The sequence below is a fragment of the Actinomycetota bacterium genome (assembly GCA_030776725.1).
GTDB lineage: Bacteria > Actinomycetota > Nitriliruptoria > Nitriliruptorales > JAHWKO01 > JAHWKW01.
On sequence record JALYHG010000048.1, the window covers coordinates 1 to 21,224 of the forward strand.

General features: G+C 72.7%; 18 protein-coding genes, 1 tRNA gene and 2 pseudogenes. 2 read left to right on the plus strand and 19 right to left on the minus strand.

Translation table 11 applies throughout. The features are described 5' to 3' along the window. The 14 genes from M3N57_02025 to M3N57_02090 all read right to left on the minus strand — a co-directional run. A partial coding sequence (locus M3N57_02025; protein ID MDP9021479.1) for an NAD(P)-binding domain-containing protein occupies positions 1 to 423 on the minus strand: 423 nt, incomplete at its 3' end. Positions 424 to 616: 193 nt separating this feature from the next. Next, a complete protein-coding gene (gene folK, locus M3N57_02030; GenBank protein ID MDP9021480.1) occupies positions 617 to 1,282 on the minus strand; it encodes a 2-amino-4-hydroxy-6-hydroxymethyldihydropteridine diphosphokinase in 666 nt (221 codons plus the stop codon). A 1-nt stretch (position 1,283) separates the two neighbouring features. After that, on the minus strand, positions 1,284 to 1,646 hold the full coding sequence (gene folB, locus M3N57_02035) for a dihydroneopterin aldolase (protein ID MDP9021481.1): 363 nt from the start codon (positions 1,644 to 1,646) through the stop codon (positions 1,284 to 1,286). A 58-nt stretch (positions 1,647 to 1,704) separates the two neighbouring features. Next, entirely contained in the window at positions 1,705 to 2,817 is a 1,113-nt protein-coding gene (folP, locus tag M3N57_02040; GenBank protein MDP9021482.1) for a dihydropteroate synthase, read from the minus strand. 38 nt (positions 2,818 to 2,855) lie between these two features. Beyond that, complete coding sequence (gene folE / locus M3N57_02045; protein ID MDP9021483.1) at positions 2,856 to 3,404, minus strand: GTP cyclohydrolase I FolE; 549 nt, start codon at positions 3,402 to 3,404, stop codon at positions 2,856 to 2,858. A 184-nt stretch (positions 3,405 to 3,588) separates the two neighbouring features. Then, positions 3,589 to 5,580, minus strand: coding sequence for an ATP-dependent zinc metalloprotease FtsH (ftsH, locus tag M3N57_02050; GenBank protein ID MDP9021484.1), 1,992 nt, complete (start codon positions 5,578 to 5,580; stop codon positions 3,589 to 3,591). A gap of 206 nt (positions 5,581 to 5,786) precedes the next feature. Beyond that, the gene (gene hpt / locus M3N57_02055; protein ID MDP9021485.1) at positions 5,787 to 6,374 is read right to left on the minus strand and encodes a hypoxanthine phosphoribosyltransferase; all 588 of its coding nucleotides are present in this window, start codon (positions 6,372 to 6,374) and stop codon (positions 5,787 to 5,789) included. A gap of 25 nt (positions 6,375 to 6,399) precedes the next feature. Then, positions 6,400 to 7,884: a tRNA lysidine(34) synthetase TilS gene (gene tilS, locus M3N57_02060; GenBank protein MDP9021486.1), complete on the minus strand. Its 1,485-nt coding sequence runs from the start codon at positions 7,882 to 7,884 to the stop codon at positions 6,400 to 6,402. A 53-nt stretch (positions 7,885 to 7,937) separates the two neighbouring features. Further along, entirely contained in the window at positions 7,938 to 9,005 is a 1,068-nt protein-coding gene (locus M3N57_02065; protein ID MDP9021487.1) for a zinc-dependent metalloprotease, read from the minus strand. A gap of 4 nt (positions 9,006 to 9,009) precedes the next feature. Continuing rightward, on the minus strand, positions 9,010 to 9,426 hold the full coding sequence (locus M3N57_02070; GenBank protein MDP9021488.1) for a hypothetical protein: 417 nt from the start codon (positions 9,424 to 9,426) through the stop codon (positions 9,010 to 9,012). Between the two features lie 124 nt (positions 9,427 to 9,550). Beyond that, positions 9,551 to 11,005: a cell wall-binding repeat-containing protein gene (locus M3N57_02075; protein MDP9021489.1), complete on the minus strand. Its 1,455-nt coding sequence runs from the start codon at positions 11,003 to 11,005 to the stop codon at positions 9,551 to 9,553. Then, positions 11,002 to 11,850, minus strand: a complete 849-nt coding sequence (locus M3N57_02080; GenBank protein ID MDP9021490.1) for a GGDEF domain-containing protein — start codon at positions 11,848 to 11,850, stop codon at positions 11,002 to 11,004. The genes M3N57_02075 and M3N57_02080 overlap by 4 nt, the downstream gene beginning before the upstream one ends. Before the next feature lie 268 nt (positions 11,851 to 12,118). Beyond that, a complete protein-coding gene (locus tag M3N57_02085) occupies positions 12,119 to 13,048 on the minus strand; it encodes a hypothetical protein (protein ID MDP9021491.1) in 930 nt (309 codons plus the stop codon). Between the two features lie 101 nt (positions 13,049 to 13,149). Further along, positions 13,150 to 13,902, minus strand: coding sequence for an FkbM family methyltransferase (locus tag M3N57_02090; GenBank protein MDP9021492.1), 753 nt, complete (start codon positions 13,900 to 13,902; stop codon positions 13,150 to 13,152). Between the two features lie 161 nt (positions 13,903 to 14,063). Between M3N57_02090 and M3N57_02095 the strand changes: the two genes are divergently transcribed. Then, on the plus strand, positions 14,064 to 14,912 hold the full coding sequence (locus M3N57_02095; protein ID MDP9021493.1) for an alpha/beta fold hydrolase: 849 nt from the start codon (positions 14,064 to 14,066) through the stop codon (positions 14,910 to 14,912). 25 nt (positions 14,913 to 14,937) lie between these two features. On the opposite strand, the gene M3N57_02100 is transcribed toward M3N57_02095, so the two are convergent. Together M3N57_02100 and M3N57_02105 are read right to left on the minus strand one after the other, a co-directional pair. Continuing rightward, positions 14,938 to 15,594 (minus strand): dienelactone hydrolase family protein, encoded by a 657-nt coding sequence (locus M3N57_02100; protein ID MDP9021494.1) that lies wholly within the window; start codon positions 15,592 to 15,594, stop codon positions 14,938 to 14,940. Positions 15,595 to 15,655: 61 nt separating this feature from the next. Continuing rightward, a tRNA-Thr gene (locus M3N57_02105) sits at positions 15,656 to 15,728 on the minus strand. A gap of 37 nt (positions 15,729 to 15,765) precedes the next feature. On the opposite strand from M3N57_02105, the pseudogene M3N57_02110 reads away from it, so the two are divergent. After that, a pseudogene (locus tag M3N57_02110) lies at positions 15,766 to 15,951 on the plus strand (hypothetical protein). Positions 15,952 to 16,513: 562 nt separating this feature from the next. Here M3N57_02110 and M3N57_02115 read toward each other — a convergent pair. From M3N57_02115 to topA, 3 genes and pseudogenes are all read right to left on the minus strand, one after another. Beyond that, positions 16,514 to 16,930 (minus strand): annotated as a pseudogene (locus M3N57_02115) (DNA polymerase III subunit delta'). A gap of 20 nt (positions 16,931 to 16,950) precedes the next feature. Next, positions 16,951 to 18,978, minus strand: a complete 2,028-nt coding sequence (tmk, locus tag M3N57_02120; GenBank protein MDP9021495.1) for a dTMP kinase — start codon at positions 18,976 to 18,978, stop codon at positions 16,951 to 16,953. 56 nt (positions 18,979 to 19,034) lie between these two features. Continuing rightward, positions 19,035 to 21,224: type I DNA topoisomerase (topA, locus tag M3N57_02125; GenBank protein MDP9021496.1), on the minus strand; the 2,190-nt coding region annotated here is incomplete at its 5' end.

Here is a 21,224-nt window from a genome sequence, read left to right on the forward strand (position 1 = left end):
GTGCAGGACGGCCGGGTCGGCGTCCGCGCTGGGGATGGTCTGGGCGGGATGGCAGGCCGCCACGCGAGCGCCGGCCAGGCGGGCGGGGCGGAGCGGCGACAGCCCCAAAGATCCGGCGACGTGCACGACGCGTTGACCCTCGCCGAGGGCGTCTGCTGGGCCGGCCAGCGCCGCGACCACGTCCGCGACGGCATCGTCGGGGGTGGCGACCACGATGAGGTCCGCCCCGGCCGCCACCGTCGGGTCGACGCCGGTGCCCGCCGCAGGGAAGCGCGTTGCGAAGCGTCGCCGTGACTCCTCGCTCCCACCAGCCGCAGCGGTGATGCGGTGACCGGCGTGGCGGAGCGCCGCAACGAGCACCGTCCCGACCCGGCCGGGGCCCACCACCGCGACGGTGCCGCGGGGCAGGGCACGGTCGTTCACGGGGACACCTCCGTCGCGGTCTTAAGGAGACCGAAGACCGCTCCTCTCGCGCCGCTCCTGGATCCGTACCGGCTCGGTCTTAGGCGACCTAAGACCCTCTCCGGTTGGCGGAGCGTCGCTCACGGGTCCACCTCCGTCGCGGTCTTAGGAGACCTAAGACCGCTCCTCTCGCGCCGCTCCTGCGGAGCGTCGCTCACGGCGCGCCCGGGTCACGGTGTCGGCGCATGCCCGGTCCGCCGTGGCGCTCCGACAGGCGCGGGGGTCCCCCGGGCGGGCCCGGGGGGCGTCGGTTGAGCGGGTCGTCGGTCGTGCCCGGACCCTCGGTGAGCCGCACGTACAGCTGCACACCGGTGATCGGGGCGAGGCGCGCCAGGTGGCCGGCCACGGTCGTCCCGTCGGGGAGGGTCGCGCCGGCGGGCAGCACCTCGGCCAGCGGGACCAGGACGAACGCCCGCTCGGTGAGCTGCGGATGCGGCACCGTGACGCTGGCATCGTCGATCACCTCGTGGTCGTACAGCAACAGGTCGATGTCGAGGGTGCGCGGGCCCCACCGCTCCTCGCGTTCCCGGTCCCGGCCGTGGGCGGCCTCGACCCGGTGGGCGAGGTCGAGCAGGTCGCGCGGCGGGAGCGTGGTGGTGACCACGGCGACCAGGTTGAGGTAGCGCGGGTCGTCCTCGGCGGCGCCCTCGGGTCTGACCGGCTCGGTCTCGTACACCGCCGAGACCGTCTCGAGGTCGACGTCGTCGTGGCGGTCGAGGTCTTCCAGAGCCGCTCGCAACGTCGCCAGCCGGTCCCCGAGGTTGCTGCCCAGGCTCAGGAAAGCCGTCCGCGTCCGCCGCCACGGCCACCACCGTCGCAACTCACGGCTCCCGCGTGCGGCGCAGCGTGACGCTGACCCCGGCGGCTGGGACCGGCAACGGAGCCCGCGGCTTGTTGACGGTGACCTCGGCCGCCGCGACCCGCCGGTGACCCAGGACCGCGTCGAGGATCCGGCCCGCGACCGACTCCAGCAGGTGATAGGGACCACCGGCCGCGGCCGCCGCGACGTCGCTGGCGACGGTGGCGTAATCGATCGTGTCGGACAGGTCGTCGCTCGCCGCCGCCGCTGACAGATCCAGGTCCACGGTGACGTCCACCACGAACGGCTGCCCGAGTCGGCGCTCGTCGGGCCGGACGCCGTGGTGGGCCCACACCTCGATCCCGTGGAGGGTGATCCGGTCCATCGAGCGGCATGGTAGGTGTGGCGGCGACCGTGCGTTGCGACAGCGGGAGCTCAGGCCCCTACGACCACCGCCCCGTCGCCACCGCGTGCACCGCGCGCAGCGCCCGGACGGTCTCGGTGACGTCGTGAACGCGGACGATCGACGCCCCACGCGCCACCGCCAGCGCCGCGGTCACGATCGACGCCTCCAGCCGCGCGTCGGCGGCCAGCCCGCCGGTGATCCGCCCGAGGAACGACTTCCGCGACGTGCCCACCATCACGGGACGCCCCAGACACGTCAGCTCGCGGACGTCGCGGAGCAGCTCCAGGTTGTCCGCCACCGTCTTGCCGAACCCGATCCCGGGATCGACCACGACCGATGTCGGCTCGATCCCCGCGGTGGCGGACCGCTCGAGACCCTCGGCGAGGAACTCGAAGACCTCGGCGACCACGTCAGTGTACGTCGGCTCGCGTTGCATGGTGCGGGGTGTGCCCTGCATGTGCATCAGCACGTACGGCACACGCAGCTCGGCGACCGTCGGCAGCAGCTCGTCGTCGAACGCCCCGGCCGACACGTCGTTGACCACGGCGGCGCCCGCACCGACCGCTGCTCTGGCCACCGCCGCTTTGGTCGTGTCGACCGACACCACGGCGCCGCCGTCTGCCAGCGCCTCAACAACCGGCACCACCCGATCGAGTTCGACGTCTTCGGAGACGGGTTCGGAGCCGGGACGGGTCGACTGGCCCCCGACGTCCACCAGGTCGGCGCCGGCGTCGATCAGCGCCCGCCCGTGGTCGATCGCCGGGCCAGGGTGGGTCGGCGGGGCGTAGTAGCGACCCCCGTCGAAGAACGAATCGGGGGTGACGTTGACGACGCCGACCACGACCGGTCGGCGGCTGCACGTCACCACGCCGGCGGGTGTCTGCAGGTCTGGCGGCGGGCCGTGCCAGGCTGCGACCGCCGCGGTCAGGGCCGTGTCGAGCGCGTCGGCGGCCGGCCGGCCGAGTGCCCGCCCGACCGCGTCGACCAGGCGGGACGTGGTCGTGACGGTGGTCAACCGCCCGTGTGCCACAGTGGTGCGCGCACCGGCCGGGGCCAAGGCATCGGCGACCGCCTCCGGGGACGCGAGCCGGCTGACGGTGACGCGGATCGGCCCGCCGTCGGGTGTGAGAGCGGCATCACGGACCCGCACCAGCGGCCTGACCGGCGCGCCGTCGCCGCTTGCGGCCGTCACCGCGCGGAGATGAAGCTCATCGCCTCGGCCCGCGTCCGCAGGTCATCGCGGAAGGAGCCGAGGACGGCGCTGGTGACCAGTTCGGCGCCGGGCTTGCGCACGCCGCGCATCTCCATGCACAGGTGTCGCGCCTCGACCACGACCAGGACACCCCGCGGGTCGAGCACCTCGTCGAGGGTGTCCGCGACCATCGTGGTCAGCCGTTCCTGGAGGTTGGGGCGCTTGGCCACCGTGTCGACCAGTCGGACGATCTTGGACACGCCGGTGATCTGCCCCTTGACGTTGGGGATGTACGCCACGTGAGCGCGACCCAGGAACGGCAGCAGGTGGTGCTCACAGAAGCTGTAGAGGGGGATGTCACGCACCATCACCATCTCGTCGTGTCCCTCCTCGAACACGACGGTCAGGACGTCCTTGGGGTCGCTGCGGAGCCCCGCACACAGCTCGTGGAGTCCGCGGGCGACCCGGCTGGGGGTGTCGACCAGGCCCTCGCGGTCCACGTCCTCACCGATCGCCTCCAGGATCAGCCGGACGGCCTGCTCGATCTTGGCGTGATCGAACGACGTGGGTCGCTCCCCGTCGGTCGCGTGCCCGGCCTGGTCGCGCGCGGCGACGTCCACGGCGCCGTGCTCATCCACACGCCACCTCCATCGGACGACCATACTTGGCAGCTCGTTACTTGGCACAGCTCGTTACCTGGGGCAGCTCGTTACTTGGGGCACCTCGTCGTCAGGAGCCCCCGCCACCGCCCCGATGCGCCGTGGGCGGGCGGGTCCGCCCGGCCGACGGCGACCCGTTCCCGGTCGTGGCGCCGTCGCCGTCGAGGCGCCGCAGCGCCTGCAGGACCGCCGCGGCGTTGGCGGCCTGGGGGGCGGTGACAGCACGACTCGCCCGCTTCTTGATCGGCGCGAAGACGTCCTCGAGCGCCGCCTTGTCGATGGTCTCGACCTCCAGGAGCCGCTCGGCGGTGTTCTCGAGCACGGCGGCGTTCTCGACCAGGATCTCCAGGGCCTCGTCGTGCGCCTCGTCGATCAGGTGACGGACCTCCTGGTCGATCTCGTAGGCGACCTCCCCGGAGTAGTTCTGGTGGCCACCGAGGTCGCGACCGAGGAACGGCTGGTGGTCCTTCTCGCCGAGCACGACCGGCCCGAGCCGCTCGCTCATCCCGTACTGGGTGACCATCTCTCGGGCTGTGGCGGTGGCGCGCTGCAGGTCGTCGCCAGCCCCCGTGGTGACGTCGCCGATCTTGAGCTCCTCAGCGACACGTCCGCCGAGCATGACCGCGAGGCGGTCGATCAGCGCCGCGCGGGCGATCAGGTAGCGGTCCTCAGTCGGCAGCTGCATCGTGAAGCCCAGTGCCCGTCCCCGCGGGATGATCGAGATCTTGTGGACGGGGTCGGCGTTGGGCAGCGCGTGCCCCACGATCGCGTGGCCGGCTTCGTGGTAGGCGACGATGCGCTTCTCGTCGTCGCTCATCAACCGGGTGCGGCGCTCGGGGCCGGCCACGACCCGCTCGATGGACTCCTCGAGCTCGCCCATCGCGACCTCCTGCTTCCCGAACCGGGCAGCGAGGAGGGCGGCCTCGTTGACGAGGTTGGCGAGGTCGGCCCCGGTGAAGCCGGGCGTCTGGCGGGCCAGGACATCCACATCGACGTCGTCGGCGAGCGGCTTGCCGCGGGTGTGCACCTTCAGGATCGCCTTGCGGCCGAGGAGGTCGGGGCGGTCGACGACGATCTGGCGGTCGAAGCGGCCGGGACGCAGCAACGCCGGGTCGAGGATGTCGGGCCGGTTGGTCGCAGCGATCAGGATCACGCCGGCGCGCGGATCGAAGCCATCCATCTCGACCAGGAGCTGGTTGAGGGTCTGCTCGCGCTCGTCGTGGCCTCCGCCCAGGCCGGCACCACGGTGGCGGCCGACCGCGTCGATCTCGTCCATGAAGATGATGGCCGGCGCGTTGGCCTTCGCCTGCTCGAACAGGTCACGCACCCGCGCCGCACCCACCCCGACGAACATCTCGACGAAGTCCGAGCCGGAGATCGAGAAGAACGGGACGCCCGCCTCGCCGGCGACGGCACGCGCGAGCAGGGTCTTGCCCGTCCCCGGCGGGCCGTACAGCAGGACGCCCTTGGGGATCTTGGCACCGATCGCCTGGAACTTCTGCGGGTTCTCGAGGAACTCCTTGATCTCCCGCAGCTCCTCGACCGCCTCGTCGGCGCCGGCCACGTCAGCGAAGGTGACCTTGGGCTGGTCCTTGGACACGGTCCGGGCTTTGGCCTTCCCGAACTGCATCACCCGGCCACCGCCGCCCTGCATCTGCTGCATCAGGAAGAAGAACAGCAGGAAGATGAACACGAACGGCACGATCGAGAACAGGAAGTTCACGACCGCCGAGGTCTGCTGCGGGTCGACCGTGACCTCTTCGACGTTGTGCTCGCGCGCCAGGTCGCGGATCTGTTCGGCGTGGATGTCGGGATCGAAGTGGGTGCGGTAGTGGAACTCGCCGCCGCCGCCGGCCTCCGTCAGCTTCCCGGTGAGCTCACGAGCCTGCGACCTGACCTCGACCGACTGGACACGGCCCTGCTCGACCGCCTGGCTCCAGGCGGAGAAGGGGATCTCCTGCGGCCCGGCCGATCGCTGGACGATGCTGACCGTCGCCCACAGGGCGATCAGCACGACCAGGATCCACAGGAACGGACCGCGGAACAGGCGCTGCATCGTCAAAGAGTTCCCTCACTCGCGTCCGCGGCGGACACCCGTGCGCCTCGAGCTCGAGTCCCCGTGCGGATGTCCACCCGCGGACTTCGCGGACGCCCCCGCGGGATGGCGATGCTACCACCGGCATGCCGGGCCGGCGGGGGGCGTGGCGGCGTCCAGACGCCGACGCGGCGTTCAGACGGTGGCGACACCGTCGGTGAGAGTCAGCCGTTTCACTCCGACCGCAACGTCGCCACGAACGGCAGGTTGCGGAACCGCTCCTCGTAGTCCAGCCCGTACCCGACGACGAACACATCGGGGACCTCGAAGCCGCGGTAGCGAATCGGGAGGTCGATCCGACGCTGGCCCGGCTTGGTCAGCAGCGCGAGCACCTCCAGGCTGGCGGGCTGGCGTGACCGCAGGTTGCGCAGCAGGTAGTTGAGAGTCAGCCCGGAGTCCACGATGTCCTCCACGAGCAGGACGTGGCGACCCTCGATGTCGATGTCGAGGTCCTTGAGGATCCGCACCACCCCGGAGGTCCGGGTCGACGCCCCGTACGACGAGACCGCCATGAAATCGATGCTGACCGGGACGCTCAGATGCCGGGCCAGGTCGGCGATCAGGACGAACGCCCCCTTGAGGATGCCGACCAGGAGGACGTCCCGACCGGCGTAGTCCCGGTCGATCTCCGCGGCGAGCTCGCCGAGCTTGTCGCGGATCGCCTCGCCGGTGATCAGCACCTCGTCGAGGTCGGCGGCCAGGTCGGCGGAGAGATCGAACTCCGTGCGGGCGAGCACGTCGGCCAGCGACTCCCGGGGCATGGTCGACAAGGCTACACCCGGTTCCTCAGACCTCCACCGCCAGCTCGACGGCCGGGGCTTCGCGGCCGGCGGCCGCGGCCGCCGCGTCGGCGACCACGCCGGGCACCCACAGGATCGTCCCGTCGCCTGCGACCACCACCGGCAGGAGGTCGCGCACCGCGCGGGGGACGCCGGCATCGACCAACAGGTCCTGGAGCTTGCGGGTCCCCGCAGCGGTCGTGACCCGGTCGCCGGGTCGACGACCGCGGACGATCAGCGCGCGGTCGGTGACCGCGGCCGGCAGCACCAGGTGCGCGAGCGCGGGGTCGCCGCCGGGTGGGATCGCCGACGGTGCGACGTCGCGCGACGGGGGCCTCCACGGCACATCCAGAGCGAGGGGCAGCTGACCACCGGGGCCGGTCCCCGCCACGGTGGCGCGGAGCAGCAGTCCCGCGCAGGGCCAGGTCGCGGTACCAGGGATCTCCAGGTCGACCGGTGATGGTGGGGCCACGTCGGCAGGGACGGCTGCGATCCAGCCACCGCCGCGCGTGACGGTGGCACCGGGAACGTCCACGGCCGAACCCCCATCGAGGTCCAGGACGGCGGCGACGTGGGCAGCGGTCACCGGGACGTCGCTCGCGCGGACCTCACCCAGCAGGCGGCGCACGACGCGCCCGCCGATCGCCGGGTCGAGGCCCACCAGGTCGTCGGTGGGCACCGCCCGGGCAGGCCCGTAGGGGCGGACGACCGCGGCAGCGACCCGCGCGGCTTCCGATTCGAGGTAGCAGGCGTCGTCGCGGGCCAGGTCGGCCAGCCGTGCCAGAGCGCCGATCGGGTCGGAGGCCACCGCCTGCAGGCCCGGCACGACGTGGTGACGGACCCGGACACGGCGAACGTCCAGATCGAGGTTGGTGGGATCCTCGACCGCGTGCAGACCCTCCAATGCCACGAACCGCCGGACGTCGCTGCGTCGGACGCGGAGCAGCGGGCGGACGACGCGGCCGCGCACCGGCGCCATGCCCCCCAGGCCGGTCAAGCCGGTGCCGCGGGCCAGGCGCAGCAGCAGCGTCTCGGCCTGGTCGTCGGCGGTGTGGCCCACGAGCAACCAACACGGGCCATCCCGGTCGGCGACCACCGCAGCGCCCAGCCGGGCCAACGCCGCGTACCGGGCGACGCGGGCGGCGGCCTCCAAACCGTGGCCCCCACGACGGACCGTGACCTCCGAGACCCGCAGGGGGAGCCCGAGCGCGGCGGACAGTGCGTGGACGGCGGCGACGTCGGCGCGGTCGTCGCGCAGGCCGTGGCGGATGTGACCGAGCGTGAGAGCGACGTCTGGCCGCGTTTCTTGGGCGAGCGCCACCAGCGCGGTCGAGTCGGGGCCACCGGACACCGCCACGAGCGCCGCGGCGCCCGCCTCCAGGGGTGCCAGGGCGCGGGTCACCTCCTCCACCAGCTCTTGGCGCTGCAGGCCGGCACGGAGCGGGCCGGGCGCGACCCGCCGGCCGCGGGGGGCGCGTGGGGATGGGGTCACGCCGCCGACGGTACTTGGAGACGGCCCGCTCGTTGGCGTCGAGGTCCGGGCGATCAGTTGCGCGGTGACGCCCCGCCGTGGACACGCGTCAGCCACGCGTCGGGGTCGGCGATCTCCGCCGCTGACGGCAGCGCATCCGGCCCGTCGAAGGCGCGGTTGAGCCCCGCCGTCCCGACCCGATCGACGACCGTGCGGACGAACGACTCGCCGTCGAGGTACTGGCGGCGCTTCATCTCCAGTCCCGTCACCGCCGTGATCAGCCGGGTGCCGAGATCCCGGCGGCGTCGCTCCAGCGCCTGGCGCACCCGGTCGGGGTCCATCACCAGGTCGTCGGCCGCTTCGTACATCGTGGCGTTGCCGTGGCCCTCCAGCAGGCTCATCAGCGCCTGCGCCTCCACGACCACGGCGCGCTGCTCGTCGGTCAGGACCAGTTGCAGCAGGGGCGTGAGCGTCGCGTCGTCGCGGAGCGCCCGCACGACGTCCGGCAGTCGCCCGACGATGTCCAGGACCGCCGATGGGTCCAGCCGGGTGGCCGACAGGTAGCGGTCCAACAGGCCGCGCAGGTGGTCGCCGAGCCACGGCACCCCGTCGAACTGGAGGCGGTGGGCCAGCTCGTGCAGCAGGACCGTGCGACGCACGTCGTCGGCGACCGCGCCGTACCGCTCGGACAGCTCCAAGACGTTCGGCCCGACCAGCACCAGCTGCGCCTGTCCGGGACCGCCCAGAGGCAGGATGTACTGGCCGAGCACCTTGGTGGACAGCAGGCCCAGCAGCGCGCCCAGCTGCACGCCGAGGATCTGGCTCCCGACCCACCGGCCGGTTGCCGTGCGCTGGAGACGCTCGGCGAGCGGTTCCAGGGCTCCGCGGAGACCGATCAGGTTGGCCTGCACCCACCCCATGCGGCTCACCACTCGCACCCGGGTGGGCGACAGGTCGCGGCCGAGCCCGGTCCAGGCGCGGGCCGCGGCGTCGGCCACCGCCGTGTCGCGAGCGATCGCGGAGCGCAGCCGCGCGGCGGCCGCAGGGTCGCGACGTCCGGGTGTGGCCACGACCGCGGCGATCCGGAGCGAGATCGCCTCGTCGATCAGTCGCGCTGGGCCGTCGGTCGCCGGGTCCGGCACGAGGTCAGCGCCCCTCCGGCTGTCGGTTGCGGACCATCGTGACGTAGATGAAGCCGAGCGCTGCGAGCATCAGCACAGTGACGACCGTGAGGAGGACCCCCATCCACAAGGTCCACGACGGCTTGAACTCGGTGGGCGCGAAGCTGTTCTCCGGGTTGGGGTCGGGACCGGGGAGCTGGCCTTCCTCGGTGGTTGGTCCACCACCGCCGGTGGTGTCCCCGCCGGTGGTCTCGCCGCCGCCTGCGCCTCCTCCGGTCTGGCCGCCTCCTCCGGTCTGGCCGCCTCCCCCGCCCTCTACGGCGAGGACCTCACGCCCCTCCACGGCCGCGTGGGCTGGAGTGGCAGCAGCGGCCACCGCGGTGATCGCCAACAGCCCTGCGAGCACCACCGCAGGCGCCGGGCGACGCAGCGCGGTGGACATCGGTGAGGCGACCTCCCTGGGCGGTGGCGCCGCCGGAGCCTACCAGCGCCCCGCGCGGCACCTGCCGGCGCTCCGCGGCATCGTCTCGCCGCGTGACGCGAGCCGCCAGCGCGGCCGCAACCGCCTAGCGCAGTACGTCGGCCAGGCCGGCCTCGACCGCGGTCGACACCGCCGCAGCGCCACCCAGGACGTACACGGCCTCGACCCGCGATCGGTGTGTGCGCAGCCACGCGGCCGGTGTGGGGTGCAGCCGGTCGCCGGTGGTGAGCACCACCGGCGAGCGGAGCACGCCGGCCAGCGCCCCGCCGGCCAGCGCGTCGGGGTAGTTGTAGGCGGTCGCCACCTGGACGTGGCCGGGTGTCAGACCGTTGGAGAGGGCGAAGTCGGCGACAGCGACGGCGGTCTCCAGTCGGGATGGGCCCGCCAGCCGCCCCGCCGGCGGGGCGCCGACGTTGGCCAGCTGGCTGGCGACCGCCTCCGAGACCGCCCTGGGACCTCCGATCACCAGGGTCCGCCGGATCCCCAGCTCCTGGAGGACGCCTGCGGTGCCCTGCGACAGTTGGGAGGGATCGGTGTACAGCACGGGCCAGCCGGTCACGGCCGAGACGGCGGACACGGCGAGCGCGTCGGGGTAGTCGGTGACCGTGGTGACGAGCGCCGTGGATGGCCGGGTGGGCAGCGCCCGGGCGACAGCCGCGGCGCTGGCGACGTGGTCACCACCACCGAGGACGACCGCCTGCACGCCGAGGCTCGCGACCGCGTCACGCACCGCCGGACTGAAGGCACCGACCAGGTACACCGTCTTCCCGGAGCGTGCCGGCCCGAGCGCCCGCTCCAACGCCCCGCGTGCATCGCCGTCCAGCGTGTCGGTGCTCGACAGCACCGTCGGCCCACCGAGCGCCCCCGCTAGGGCGGCGCCGGCCAGGGCGCCGCGGAAGTCGCCGGAGGGTGCGACCACCGCCCCGCGCGCTGTCCCTGGCGTGACGCCGAAGTCGGCGATCGCCCGGGCGGTCGCGACCCGGTTGGGGCCGGCGAGGCGGAACTGGGCGGCCTGCGGCGGTGCCGCGCCCGGCTCGAGCCGCAGGAAGTTCTGTGTGGCGAACAGGCGGTCCGCACCCGTCACGACGCCGACGCCGATGTGGGCGTAGTTGCGGCTCAAGATGTTCGCGCGGTGGGTCGGTGACTCCATCAGGGCCAGGTGCACGGCGGGGACGGTCGGGCCCACGCCGACGTTCTCACCGATCTCCGCCCAGTTGGGGAAGACCGCTTCGACGTCCTGCTGGAGCCGTTGGTTGTGGAAGATCCGACCCTCGGCCATCATCCGCTGGCTGTGTCGCCGCGCCACCGTCCGTAGCGCGTCGGAGTGGGACAGGCTCGGAAGACCTCGCCCGGACCGTTCCGCGTTGAGCAGGCGACCGAACTCGGCTTCTTGAGCGGAGTGGAACTCGGTCGCCAGCGCTGCCGACAGTTCGGACCACGCCACCACACTGGTCAGCAGCAGCAGGAAGGCGAACGGGCGGGCGACCCGCCGGATCGATGCGATGCCGCCGGTGCGGCCTGTGAACAGACGTGGTTTCACGGGGTTGCTCCGTTGACGGTGACGACCTCACGGCCGAGGACGGCGGCGGTCGCCGCTTGGTAGCTGCGGACGGCTTGCTCATCTCCAGGGACGGTCAGGACCTCCGCGTGGACGGTGTCGTGCGAGACGGTCAGGCGGTGATCGGCCAGCAGCTGGCGCACGCTCGCGACGGCGCGCTCGGCCAGCAACGCAACGCCGGCCCGTCCGGTCTCGGGCAGCACCACGACGACGTCCTCCCGGGACGGGAACGCGACGCGGTTGATCAGGTCGGTGGTGCGGACGCTGCGCTCCAAGGACTGGCAGGTCCGGCGCAGGGCGCGGGCTGCCCGCCGCCCATCGACGGGGGCGAACGCGGCGTCCTCGAGGTGGACGACGACCAGCGAGAAGACCGACCCGTAGCGGGCGGCACGCTCGAGCTCACGGTCGAGCACCGACGTCAGCGCCCGAGCGTTGCCGACCCCCGTGTCGTCGTCGACCTCGTCGTACAGCTCGAGCTTGCGCAGGCCCTGGGCGAGCACGTCGTTGGCCCAGCCACCGAAGACACCGAACCCGGCGTACAGCAGCACGCGCACCGACACGGGCGCCAAGAAGTCGGCCGCCGGCAGGCCACCGAGCGTGGACAAACGCACCGCGACGTACAACACGGAGACGGCAACAGCCGCTGCGACGCCTCCCGCGACGCGACCTAGCACCAGGCCGGCCAGCACCGGCAGGAACAGGACCGTCGCCCCGACCTCGACGACGTCCGCGCCGCGGTAGAACGACGCGATCGCGACGCCGCAGATCAGCGCCGCACCGAACCCGAGGACGACCACCCGCGCTTGGGGGTAGGTCAACGTCCCCATCGCCACTGCCTCCCGCAACGACCCATGTCCCAGCAAGACGGAGCGTGACGGGGTGTCACGCTTGGTGTCACGCTTGGTGTCACGCTGGGTGGTTGTCGGCAGGCTGGGCCGGCGCCTTGAGCCAGAATGTCCGATTCAGTCCGGCGTCCGGCTGACGAGGGGCGCGTTCACGTCGTCGGACCAACGCCCGAAGGGGTCTGTGCGAAGCCGCGCGAGAGGGTCGAGACGGAACCCGTTAGACGACGTGGCCTAGCACGGACGCCTGCAGCTACGGGCGATCCTCGTGGCCGTCGGGCGCCCGACCGCCAGCGTCCTCGCCCGTCGGCGGCGGCGCCCCCGTCCGAGGCGGCGGCGGGACGGCCGGGACGTACTCGGCGTCCTCGTCGAGCTCCGTCCCCGTCTCGGGTCCGTCGGCGTCGAGGGCCGGAGGCGCGGGCGGTTCAGCGGGGTCCTCTGCGATCTGCGTCGGACCGTCGGTGTGGGTGTCGAGCTCCGTGACGATCCGGTCGACCCCGAGGAGGTGCGCGAGCGGGGCGTTGCGGGGATCCTCGGTCATGCGAGCCAGCAGTGACCCGGACGGGCCCGATCGCCGCAGGACATCGAGCGGATCGTCTGTGGTCTGAGCCGCCTCGTCGGCGCTCTGGTCGGCCGCCGGCGGGCTCGACCCCGCTGGCGTCTCGGCCGCGGGATCCGCAGACGGCGCTTCGACCGCTGGCTGGCCCGCAGGCGCCGCTGCCGTGCGTGACCCATCGCCGTGGCCGGCGACGAGCTCGGGGGCCACCATCCGCTCAGGCGGGGTGACCAGCGCCACGGCGAGGGCGGCCAGGACGGTCACCGCGGTGGCGAGCGTCCGCAGCGGTGCAGGGATCCGCGACGGACGAGGGCGGGTGTCGCGGGCCGCCGCAGCCAGGATGCACTCGGTCTCGCGTTCGACGACCGCGGCGGCGACCGCGGCGGTCAGTGCCTCCTCGAGCTCACGCAGCCGGGCGCGGCGGCGCTGCAACACGCGGCGAGCCTCATCGACCTTCCCAGCGTCGCGGAGCAGGAGGGTGGTGAGCAGATCCTCGCTCAGCTCGTCGTGGAAGCTGCGTAGCGCGTCGTCCAGGGCGTGGTGGAGCCGTGCGACGGCGATCTGGGACGGCGGCGTGGTGGGCGGGACCGGTCGTCCCCGCCGTTCATCGTGCTGAGCGTTCGCCACGTCATCCCTCCGCCGACAGTGAAGCTCGCCGACGTAGGTTTCGCCACGGCCGGCGCCGTTTCCTGCCAGTAGCCCGAATCGGACAACTGGACGTCCGCGGCTCAGCCGGTGGATCGATCGCTGGGGACGAACAGGTAGTTGTTCGCCTCGGCCGTGACCCGCTCGCAGCGCTGCAGACCAACAGGCGTCAGCCTGTGCATCGTGTAACCGCGCTGAGCGAACCATCCGTGGACCTCGTCCGGATCCCGGCCGTACTTGGCGGTGTGGCGGGCTTCGATCTCGCACAGGACGGGCGGCCGGTCCCGTGCGATCGTCGCCGCTGCACCGCGCAGGACGCGCAGCTCCGCACCTTCCACATCGATCTTCACGAACCCGACCGGCTCGCGCCCGTCGACGATCCCGTCGAGCCGGCAGACGGCGACCCGCCGCTCGGTCGCACCCCCGAACTCGCCGTCCCAGCCCGCGTAGTAGTGCGCGCTCCCGCGGGACCGATCCAGGTTGCTCCGGAGGAACGTGCGGCCGGGCACAGGGAGCAGCCAACGCCGTTGTGGGGTGACGAGGACGTCGTTCCCGTCGCGGTCGCTGAGCGCCACGGCATGGATCCGCACGTTGCCGGGGGCCAGCAGCGACGTCACCACCCGCAGCACCCGCCGCGAAGGGGGTCGAGGTTCGAAGGCGTGCACGCATCCCGCTCGGCCCACGAGGCGCCCAAGCGCCACCGCGTACAACCCGTAGCTGGCGCCGACGTCGACGCACACCCCGCCGGGTGGGACCAGGTCCCCCAGGAGTGCCATCTCCTCTTCGAACGACGGCAGCGCGCGGAGCAACCGACGCTTCCAGCCTCCCGGTTCCACGGCCACTCCCGGTCGGTCGGCGGGACCCTACCGGCGTTCCCCACGTCGCCGGCCGGGCACGCGGCGCCACCCGGCGGGCGAACGGTCCCACACGGCTGTCTGGCCGCGAGTTCGCGTCGTTCGACCGGCGCTCGGACGCGGCGTCAGCGAACGACCCTGCCATGGTGGTCGGTGTCAGCGGCGATCGGTACGACGTCATGGAGTCTCGGCAAGCGTCGGTGGGCGGCGTCCCCGTCCGCTGGGAGGAGCGTGGCCAGGGTCCACCGGTCGTCTTCCTCCACGGCATCCCGACCAGCCCGGCGCTGTGGCGCCACGTCGTCCCGCTGCTCGACCGGGCGCGGTGCCTGGCGTTCGAGATGGTCGGGTACGGCGCGAGCATCCCCGCCGGCCGCGATCGCGACATCTCGGTGGCGCGCCAGAGCGACTACCTCCTGGACTGGCTCGATGAGCTCGCCATCGAGCGCGCCATCCTGGTCGGCCACGATCTGGGCGGGGGCGTCGCCCACATCGCGGCGATCCGCCAGCCCCAGCGGTGCGCTGGCCTGCTGCTCACCAACGCCGTGGGGTACGACTCGTGGCCCATCCCCAGCGTCAAGGCCCTGCGGGCGGTCAGCGACGTGTTCGCGCGGCTGCATCCCCGGGCGGTCCAGCCGGTCCTGGCCACGCTGATGGTGCGCGGCCACGACGACCTGCAGCTGGCCCGAGACGCGTTCGCGGTGCACTGGCGTCCGTACTCGGAGCACGACGGGGCGGCGGCGCTCGCGCGACAGGTGACGTCGCTCGACGTCCGCGACACCCTGGCGGTGCAGGACCACATCAGGGAGCTCGACGTCCCCGCACGGGTGGTCTGGGGTGCGGCGGACCAGTTCCAGAAGGTGAGGTACGGGGAGCGGTTCGCGTGGGACCTCGGCGTCGAGCTGCACCGGGTCGAAGGCGCCAAGCACTTCGTCCCCGAGGATCACCCGCACGTCCTCGCGGGTGCCGTCGATGAGTTGCTCGCCGAGTGGTGACTCGAAGCACGAGCGTGCGGCCGGGTCACGCCCGCGTCGCCGGCGACGCCAGGTGGGCCACCAGCCAGTCGGAGACGAGCGTGAGCACCTCGTCGCGGGCCTCGAGCAGGTCGTGGCCGGCGCTGGGCAGGATCCGGACATCGGCCGGCCCGCTGGCGCGGGCGGCGAGCGACCGCGACGCCCCGGCGGGCAGGACCCGATCGTTGGCTCCGTGGACCAGCAGCAACGGGCGGTCGCCGAGCCCGGAGACAGCTTCGGCGCCGTAGCTCTGGGTCGCCAGCGTGACGACCGTGACGACAGCGTCGGTCCGGGCGGCCACGCGGACCACGACGGCTCCGCCGAACGAGTGGCCGACCAGCGCCACCCGCTCGATCCCCCGCCGGGTGAGCTGCTCGACGCCGACCCCCAGGTCGGCCGTCGCCTCCTCGAGCGACCTCGGGTTGCGGAAGCGGACCCTCAGCGCACCGACGCGACTGGCGGCCAGACGGTGGGCGATCCGCGGGTACAGGTCACGGCCGGGCGTGTCGAACCCGCCGCCGACTCCCCCGACCATGACCGCGGCGGCGGTGGCGCTGGCGGGGAGATGCAGGCGGGCCTGGACGTCGCCACGCGGGGTCGGGATCGTCAGCGACTCCCAGGGCAGGTCGCCGCCCCGGGGGTCGGCGCGGTCACGTTCGGGCATCGCGGCGGTCCTGTGCGGCCGTGACCCGAGCAGGGCCAGCGCCCGGATGATGAGAGCTCGGAGCTGGAGAGGGGATTCGAACCCCTGACCTGCCGCTTACGAGGCGGCTGCTCTACCGGCTGAGCTACTCCAGCGAGTCGAGGCGCCGAGGGTACCGGCGCCCGGAACCGCGCGGCCACCTGCCCGTCAGCGAGCGTCAGTCCCGTCGCACCAGCTGCTGCGACGTTGATCGCTGCAGCGGAACGCCCAGGCGGAGCAGGAGCCGCTCGACGTGCAGGTCGGGCTGGCCGTTGTGCTCGAGGGCCTGGAGGCAGTCGGCCACCGCCTGCAGGCCATCGACCGCGACAGCCACCGGGACACGCGCCGCATCCCGGTTGAGCGCCTCGCGGTGGTCGCGGTTGATCAGGTCCGCCGGGTCGGCTCCGCCCGCGACCGCGATCAGGTCGCGCAGGTACGCGGCGAGATCCGCCAGCGCCGTCCGCAACGCCGCCTGGCCGGCTTCTCGTTCCCGGCGCCGGTCCCGGCGCTCGCGGCGGGTCTTGGCTCCCGCGGGCCACTCGCCGCCGTAGGCCTCCTCCAACCGGTCGCGGTCGCGGGCGTTGCGGTCGCGCTGGTGTCTGACGCGTCGCTTCGACCAGTCGGTGAGCTCACGCGCCGCCGGGACCGCCGCGGCGGGCCCTTCTTCCGCGAGGCGCCCGACCACCCCGAGGTGCCGGTCGCGAGCCGCGGCCACCTCAGGATCGTGCAGTTCCTCGAGCCGTGCCCGTGACCCCATCGCCGCCCGGACCAGGTCTGCGCTGCGCTCACCCAGCCCCAGGTCGGCGGCGCGAGCGGCCAGGTCGTCGCGGCCCCACTGGACGAAGTCCAGCCGGCGGCAGCGCGAGACGATCGTGCGCAGCAGCTGTGCGTCATCGGCCACCTCCAGCACCCACACCACCGAGGGGGGTGGCTCCTCGAGCACCTTCAGGAACGCGTTCTGGGTGGCGTCGTGCATGCGGTCGGCCTCGACCACCCGCAGGACCTTGATCCGCCCGTCCAGCAGGGAGCTAGTCGCCGTGGGGATCCACTCCTCGCGGACGGCGTCGACCACGTGGAAGGCGCCCTCCGGCTCGAGGTCGCGCAGCGCCGGGTGAGCACGGCGACGGATCCGCCGGCAGATGTCACAGGTCGCGCACGCGTACGGGTCGGCGTGGAGGCAGTTGAGGTCGGCGGCCAGGGCAGCGACCGCTTCGCGCTGGCCGACGTCGGGCGGGCCAACCAGCAACCAGGCGTGCGCGACCGAGCCGCTGGCGACCGCTGCCCGCAGTGCCGCGGTCGCCGCCGGCTGGCCGATCACCTCACCCCACAGACCCTCGCTCACGCTTGCGTCTCCGTCTCGTGCCCCAGGAGCTCGAAGACGACCTCGCGGATGCGTTGGTGCACCTGCTGGGCAGGTCCGGTCGCGTCGACCACCACGAAGCGGTCCGCATCGGCCGCAGCCCGCCGCCGGAACGCCTCGTTGACCCGCCGGTGGAACTCGACACCTTGGCGCTCGAGCCGGTCGGGTGTGGAGCCGTCGGCCCGCTCGAGTCCCTGTTCGGCGTCGATGTCCAGGAGCACCACCAGGTCGGCGGCCAGGCCTTGCGTGGCCCACCGGTTGAGCTCGTCGATCCGGTCCTCGCCCAGCCCACGGACCGCCCCCTGGTAGACGATCGACGAGTCCACGTACCGGTCGCACAGCACCACCGCTCCCTCGTCGAGCGCAGGGCGGATCACCTCGGCGGCGTGCTCGGCGCGCGCCGCGGCGTACAGCAGCGCCTCGGTCCGGTCGGTGACGTCTCGGTCGGGGTCGAGCACGAGGTCGCGCAGCTCCTCACCGAGCTCGGTGCCCCCCGGTTCGCGGGTCACCACCACGTCGTACCCGGCGTCGGCCAGCGCGTCACGGAGCAGGCGCAGCTGGGTGGACTTCCCGGCTCCTTCCCCGCCCTCGAACACCACGAACGTCCCCGTCCCGGTGCCGGTGGCCGGTTGTGGCCGCGACCGGTCGTGCAGCCGCTCGAGCTCGCGGGTGGCCCACACCGCACCGGCCACGGCGATCAGCCCGCCGACGGCCATCGTCACCCGCACCCCGCCGATCTCGTACCCGCCGACCCTCTCCAGGCCGAGCACCCCGACCACCGCCGGGCCGACCACCAGGCTCAGGAACAGCGCCAGACGGACGCCGGTGTGGAACACCGCGAACGCCCGGCCGCGGATCTCGTCGCCGGCGTTCTCCTGCAGCAGGGTGTACCCGGTCACGAACGCCAGGCCGGTGCCAGCACCCATGACGAACGCCGCCGCGGACGCGAGGCCGAGGTTGGGCATCAGGGCCACCACGAACGCGAACGCCCCGCCCACCCCGACCCCCGGCCCGAAGAGCCGGTCCTTGCCGAAGTGGCGGTCCAGCGGCACGGCCGCGAGCAACCCGACCAGCATCCCGGCGCCCACCACCGCGACCAGCAGCCCGAACCCGGACTGACCGGACCCGATCACGCTGACGAACAGCTTCGCCAGCGCGAACAGCAGGCCACCCGCGAACGCCGTAGCCATCACGCCGACGATCAGGGCACGCAGCCTCGGCCGGGTCGCGACGAAACGCAGACCCTCCTTGACCTCGCGGACCGCGCGCGTGCCCAGCGACGTCTCGGTCGCCTCGGCGGGGGCTTCCTGGGGCGGGAACCGCATCCCGAAGAACAGCCACGCCGACAGCAGGAAGGTCAGCGCGTTCGCCCAGATCGCGACCGACTCCGGCCGTTGCGCGACGATCTCCCACGCCGGCAACAGACCCCGCAGTTGCACGAACGCGGCGAACAACACCCCGCCCAGGGGCAGCGTCCCGTAGGTGACGATCAACGTGAGCTGGTTGGCCTGCACCAGCCGTTCACGCGGGACGATGTTGGGCAGCGTCGCTTCCTTCGCCGGCGAGAACACCATCGAGAACAGCTCGATCACGAACGACGCGACGAACAGCTGGAAGAAGTCCTGCGCGAAGGGGATCACGGCCATGATCAGCCCGCGACTGACGTCGGTCGCGATCAGGGTCCGCTTGCGGTCCCACCGGTCGGCGTAGACGCCGGCCACCGGCCCCAGGACCAGCATCGGCAGGATCCGCGCGACCATCACGCCCGACAGGGCGAACGCCGCCGCCCGCGACGCGCGGCCGACGACGGTCTCGGTCAGGGCCAGGATCGCCAGGACCCCGACCCAGTCCCCCAGGCTGGAGGTGAGGCTGGCGAAGAAGAAGCGCCTGTACCGGGCGTCGGCGAGCAGGGCGACGTAGGCGGAACGCTCCCACCATCCGAGCCCGCCGAACAGCTGCTCGCCACCGTCCCCGGCCGAGGGACGGTCGCGTCGGTCCGTGGCCACGTTCTCCTGGCAGTCGTCGCACGGCGGCCGCGATCGTAGTGCTGGAGGCTCGCAGGTCAGGCGGTGGCGGCCTCACGCTCACCGACGGTGTCGCCGGGTCCGTCTTCCGCGTCGGCTTCGTCGGCCTCCGCAGCGTCGGCTTGGGCGATCTCCTCCCAGGTCGGCCCCTCGTAGCCGGGCAGGTCCGGGTCGAGTCCCTCGACGCCGTCGACCGCCGGGACCGTCACAACGCGCGGCGGGTCGAAGTCCTCCAGCTCGATCTTGTGTGGGTCCTCGGGGTTGGCGCAGGTCGCGATCGGCCGTTTCCGGTTCCGCGGTGGCGGCTTCAGCGGCGCCCCGCAGTGGGGGCACGGGTCGCGGAGCGGCACGCTCCACACCGCGAAGTCACAGTCCGGGTACCGGCTGCACCCGACGAACGGCTTGCCGTACCGGCTCTTGCGCTGGTCGACCTTGCCCTCGCCGCACTTGGGGCAGGTGAACGGGGTGCGGGCCGCGACGTTGACGATGCCCTTGCACGACGGGTAGTCGACGCAGCCGTAGAACTCCCCGAACCGGCCGGTGCGACGCACCATCGGCTTCCCGCAGTTGGGGCAGGTGACGCGCTCGTCGGGTTCGGGTTCGGGCTCGGGTTCGGTCACCCGCCCGTGCTCGTCGAGCGGGAGCGTCCCTTCGCAGTTGGGCCAGCGGCTGCACGACGCGAACCACTGCTTGGACTTGCCGGAGAACACCTTCTCCATCGGGGTGCCGCACACGGGGCACTCGGCCGGAGGGATCAGCGGGAGCCGCGGTCGCTCCGGTTTGCGCTCGCGGACCCAGTGGTCGACCTCGTCGAGGAACTGCTGGACCATGGCGGCCCAGTCCTCCTCGCCGCCGGCGATCTCGTCCAGCTCCTCCTCCATGCGGGCGGTGAACTTGACGTCGACGACCTCGCCGAAGTGCGCCTTCAGGAACGCCGTGACGACCTCGCCCAGCGGCGTGGCCACGAACCGACGGCCCTCCAACCGGACGTACTCGCGCCCCATGATCGTGGAGATGATCGACGCGTACGTCGACGGGCGCCCGATGCCCTCCGCTTCGAGGGTCTTGACCAGCGACGCCTCGGTGTAGCGCGGCGGCGGCTGGGTGAAGTGCTGGTTGGCGGTGAGGTCGTCGAGCGTGAGGACCTGGCCCTCCTCGAGGTCGGGCAACCGGTCGCTGAGGTCGCCGTCGCCTTCCTCGTCCTCGTCGCGTCCTTCGAGGTAGACGGCGATGAACCCGTCGAACTTGATCACCTGGCCGGTGGCGCGGAAGGTGAACTCCTCGCCGTCGGCGGCCACGCCGACGATGTCCGCCGACAGGCGGTCCATCACGGCCGGCGCCATCTGTGTGGCGACCGTCCGCTTCCAGATCAGCTCGTACAGGCGCAGCTGGTCGCGGTCGAGCTGGCCGCGGAGCGACTCGGGGGTGCGCCGGGCCGAGGTCGGCCGCACCGCCTCGTGCGCCTCCTGGGCGCGTTTCTGCTTGGTCCGGTAGCGGCGTGGCTTGTCGAGGGCGTACCGCTCCCCGTAGCGCTCCCCGACCAGGGCGTTCAGATCGCGCAGCGCCACATCGGAGAGGTTGACCGAGTCGGTTCGCATGTAGGTGATCAGCCCGACCTGCCCCTCGCCGCGTAGGTTGACGCCCTCGTACAGCTGCTGCGCCACGGTCATGGTTCGCTTGGCCGAGAAGCCGAGCTTGCGTGCGGCCTCCTGCTGCAGGGTCGAGGTGGTGAACGGCGGGGACGGGTTGCGACGGGTCTCGCTGCGGCGGACCGCACGGACCTCGAACCGGTCGACGTCGCCGATCCGGGCGCGCAGCGTCTCAGCGGCGTCGCCGTCGGAGATCAGCAGGTAGTCGTCGACGTCGCGACGCTCGGAGGTCTCCGCCCGTTCCAGGTCGCGGGGCGTGGCCAGCCGCCGGTCGCCGACCGCGTGCAACGACGCCTGGACCGGGGAGCGCGCCGCGCGATCGTCTCGGACCGCGAACATCGCCTCGAAGCTCCAGTACTCCTGCTCGACGAAGGCACGGATCTCGTTCTCGCGGTCGACGATGAGCCGCAGCGCCACCGACTGGACCCGCCCAGCCGAGATCCCGGCCGACACGGTGCGCCACAGCACCGGCGACAGGCGGTACCCGACGATGCGGTCGACCGCCCGCCGGGCCTGCTGGGCGTCGACCAGGTCGAGGTTGATCGGGCGCGGCTCGGCGAACGCCGCGCGGATCGCGTC

Excerpts from the sequence above, each read along its gene's own strand:
- folB (MDP9021481.1), bottom strand. The coding sequence starts at position 1,646 with ATGGACCGGATCACCCTCCACGGGATCGAGGTGTGGGCCCACCACGGC.
- hpt (MDP9021485.1), bottom strand. The coding sequence starts at position 6,374 with ATGCCCCGGGAGTCGCTGGCCGACGTGCTCGCCCGCACGGAGTTCGAT.
- M3N57_02070 (MDP9021488.1), bottom strand. The coding sequence starts at position 9,426 with ATGTCCACCGCGCTGCGTCGCCCGGCGCCTGCGGTGGTGCTCGCAGGG.
- M3N57_02080 (MDP9021490.1), bottom strand. The coding sequence starts at position 11,850 with ATGGGGACGTTGACCTACCCCCAAGCGCGGGTGGTCGTCCTCGGGTTC.
- M3N57_02095 (MDP9021493.1), top strand. The coding sequence starts at position 14,064 with ATGGTGGTCGGTGTCAGCGGCGATCGGTACGACGTCATGGAGTCTCGG.
- M3N57_02100 (MDP9021494.1), bottom strand. The coding sequence starts at position 15,594 with ATGCCCGAACGTGACCGCGCCGACCCCCGGGGCGGCGACCTGCCCTGG.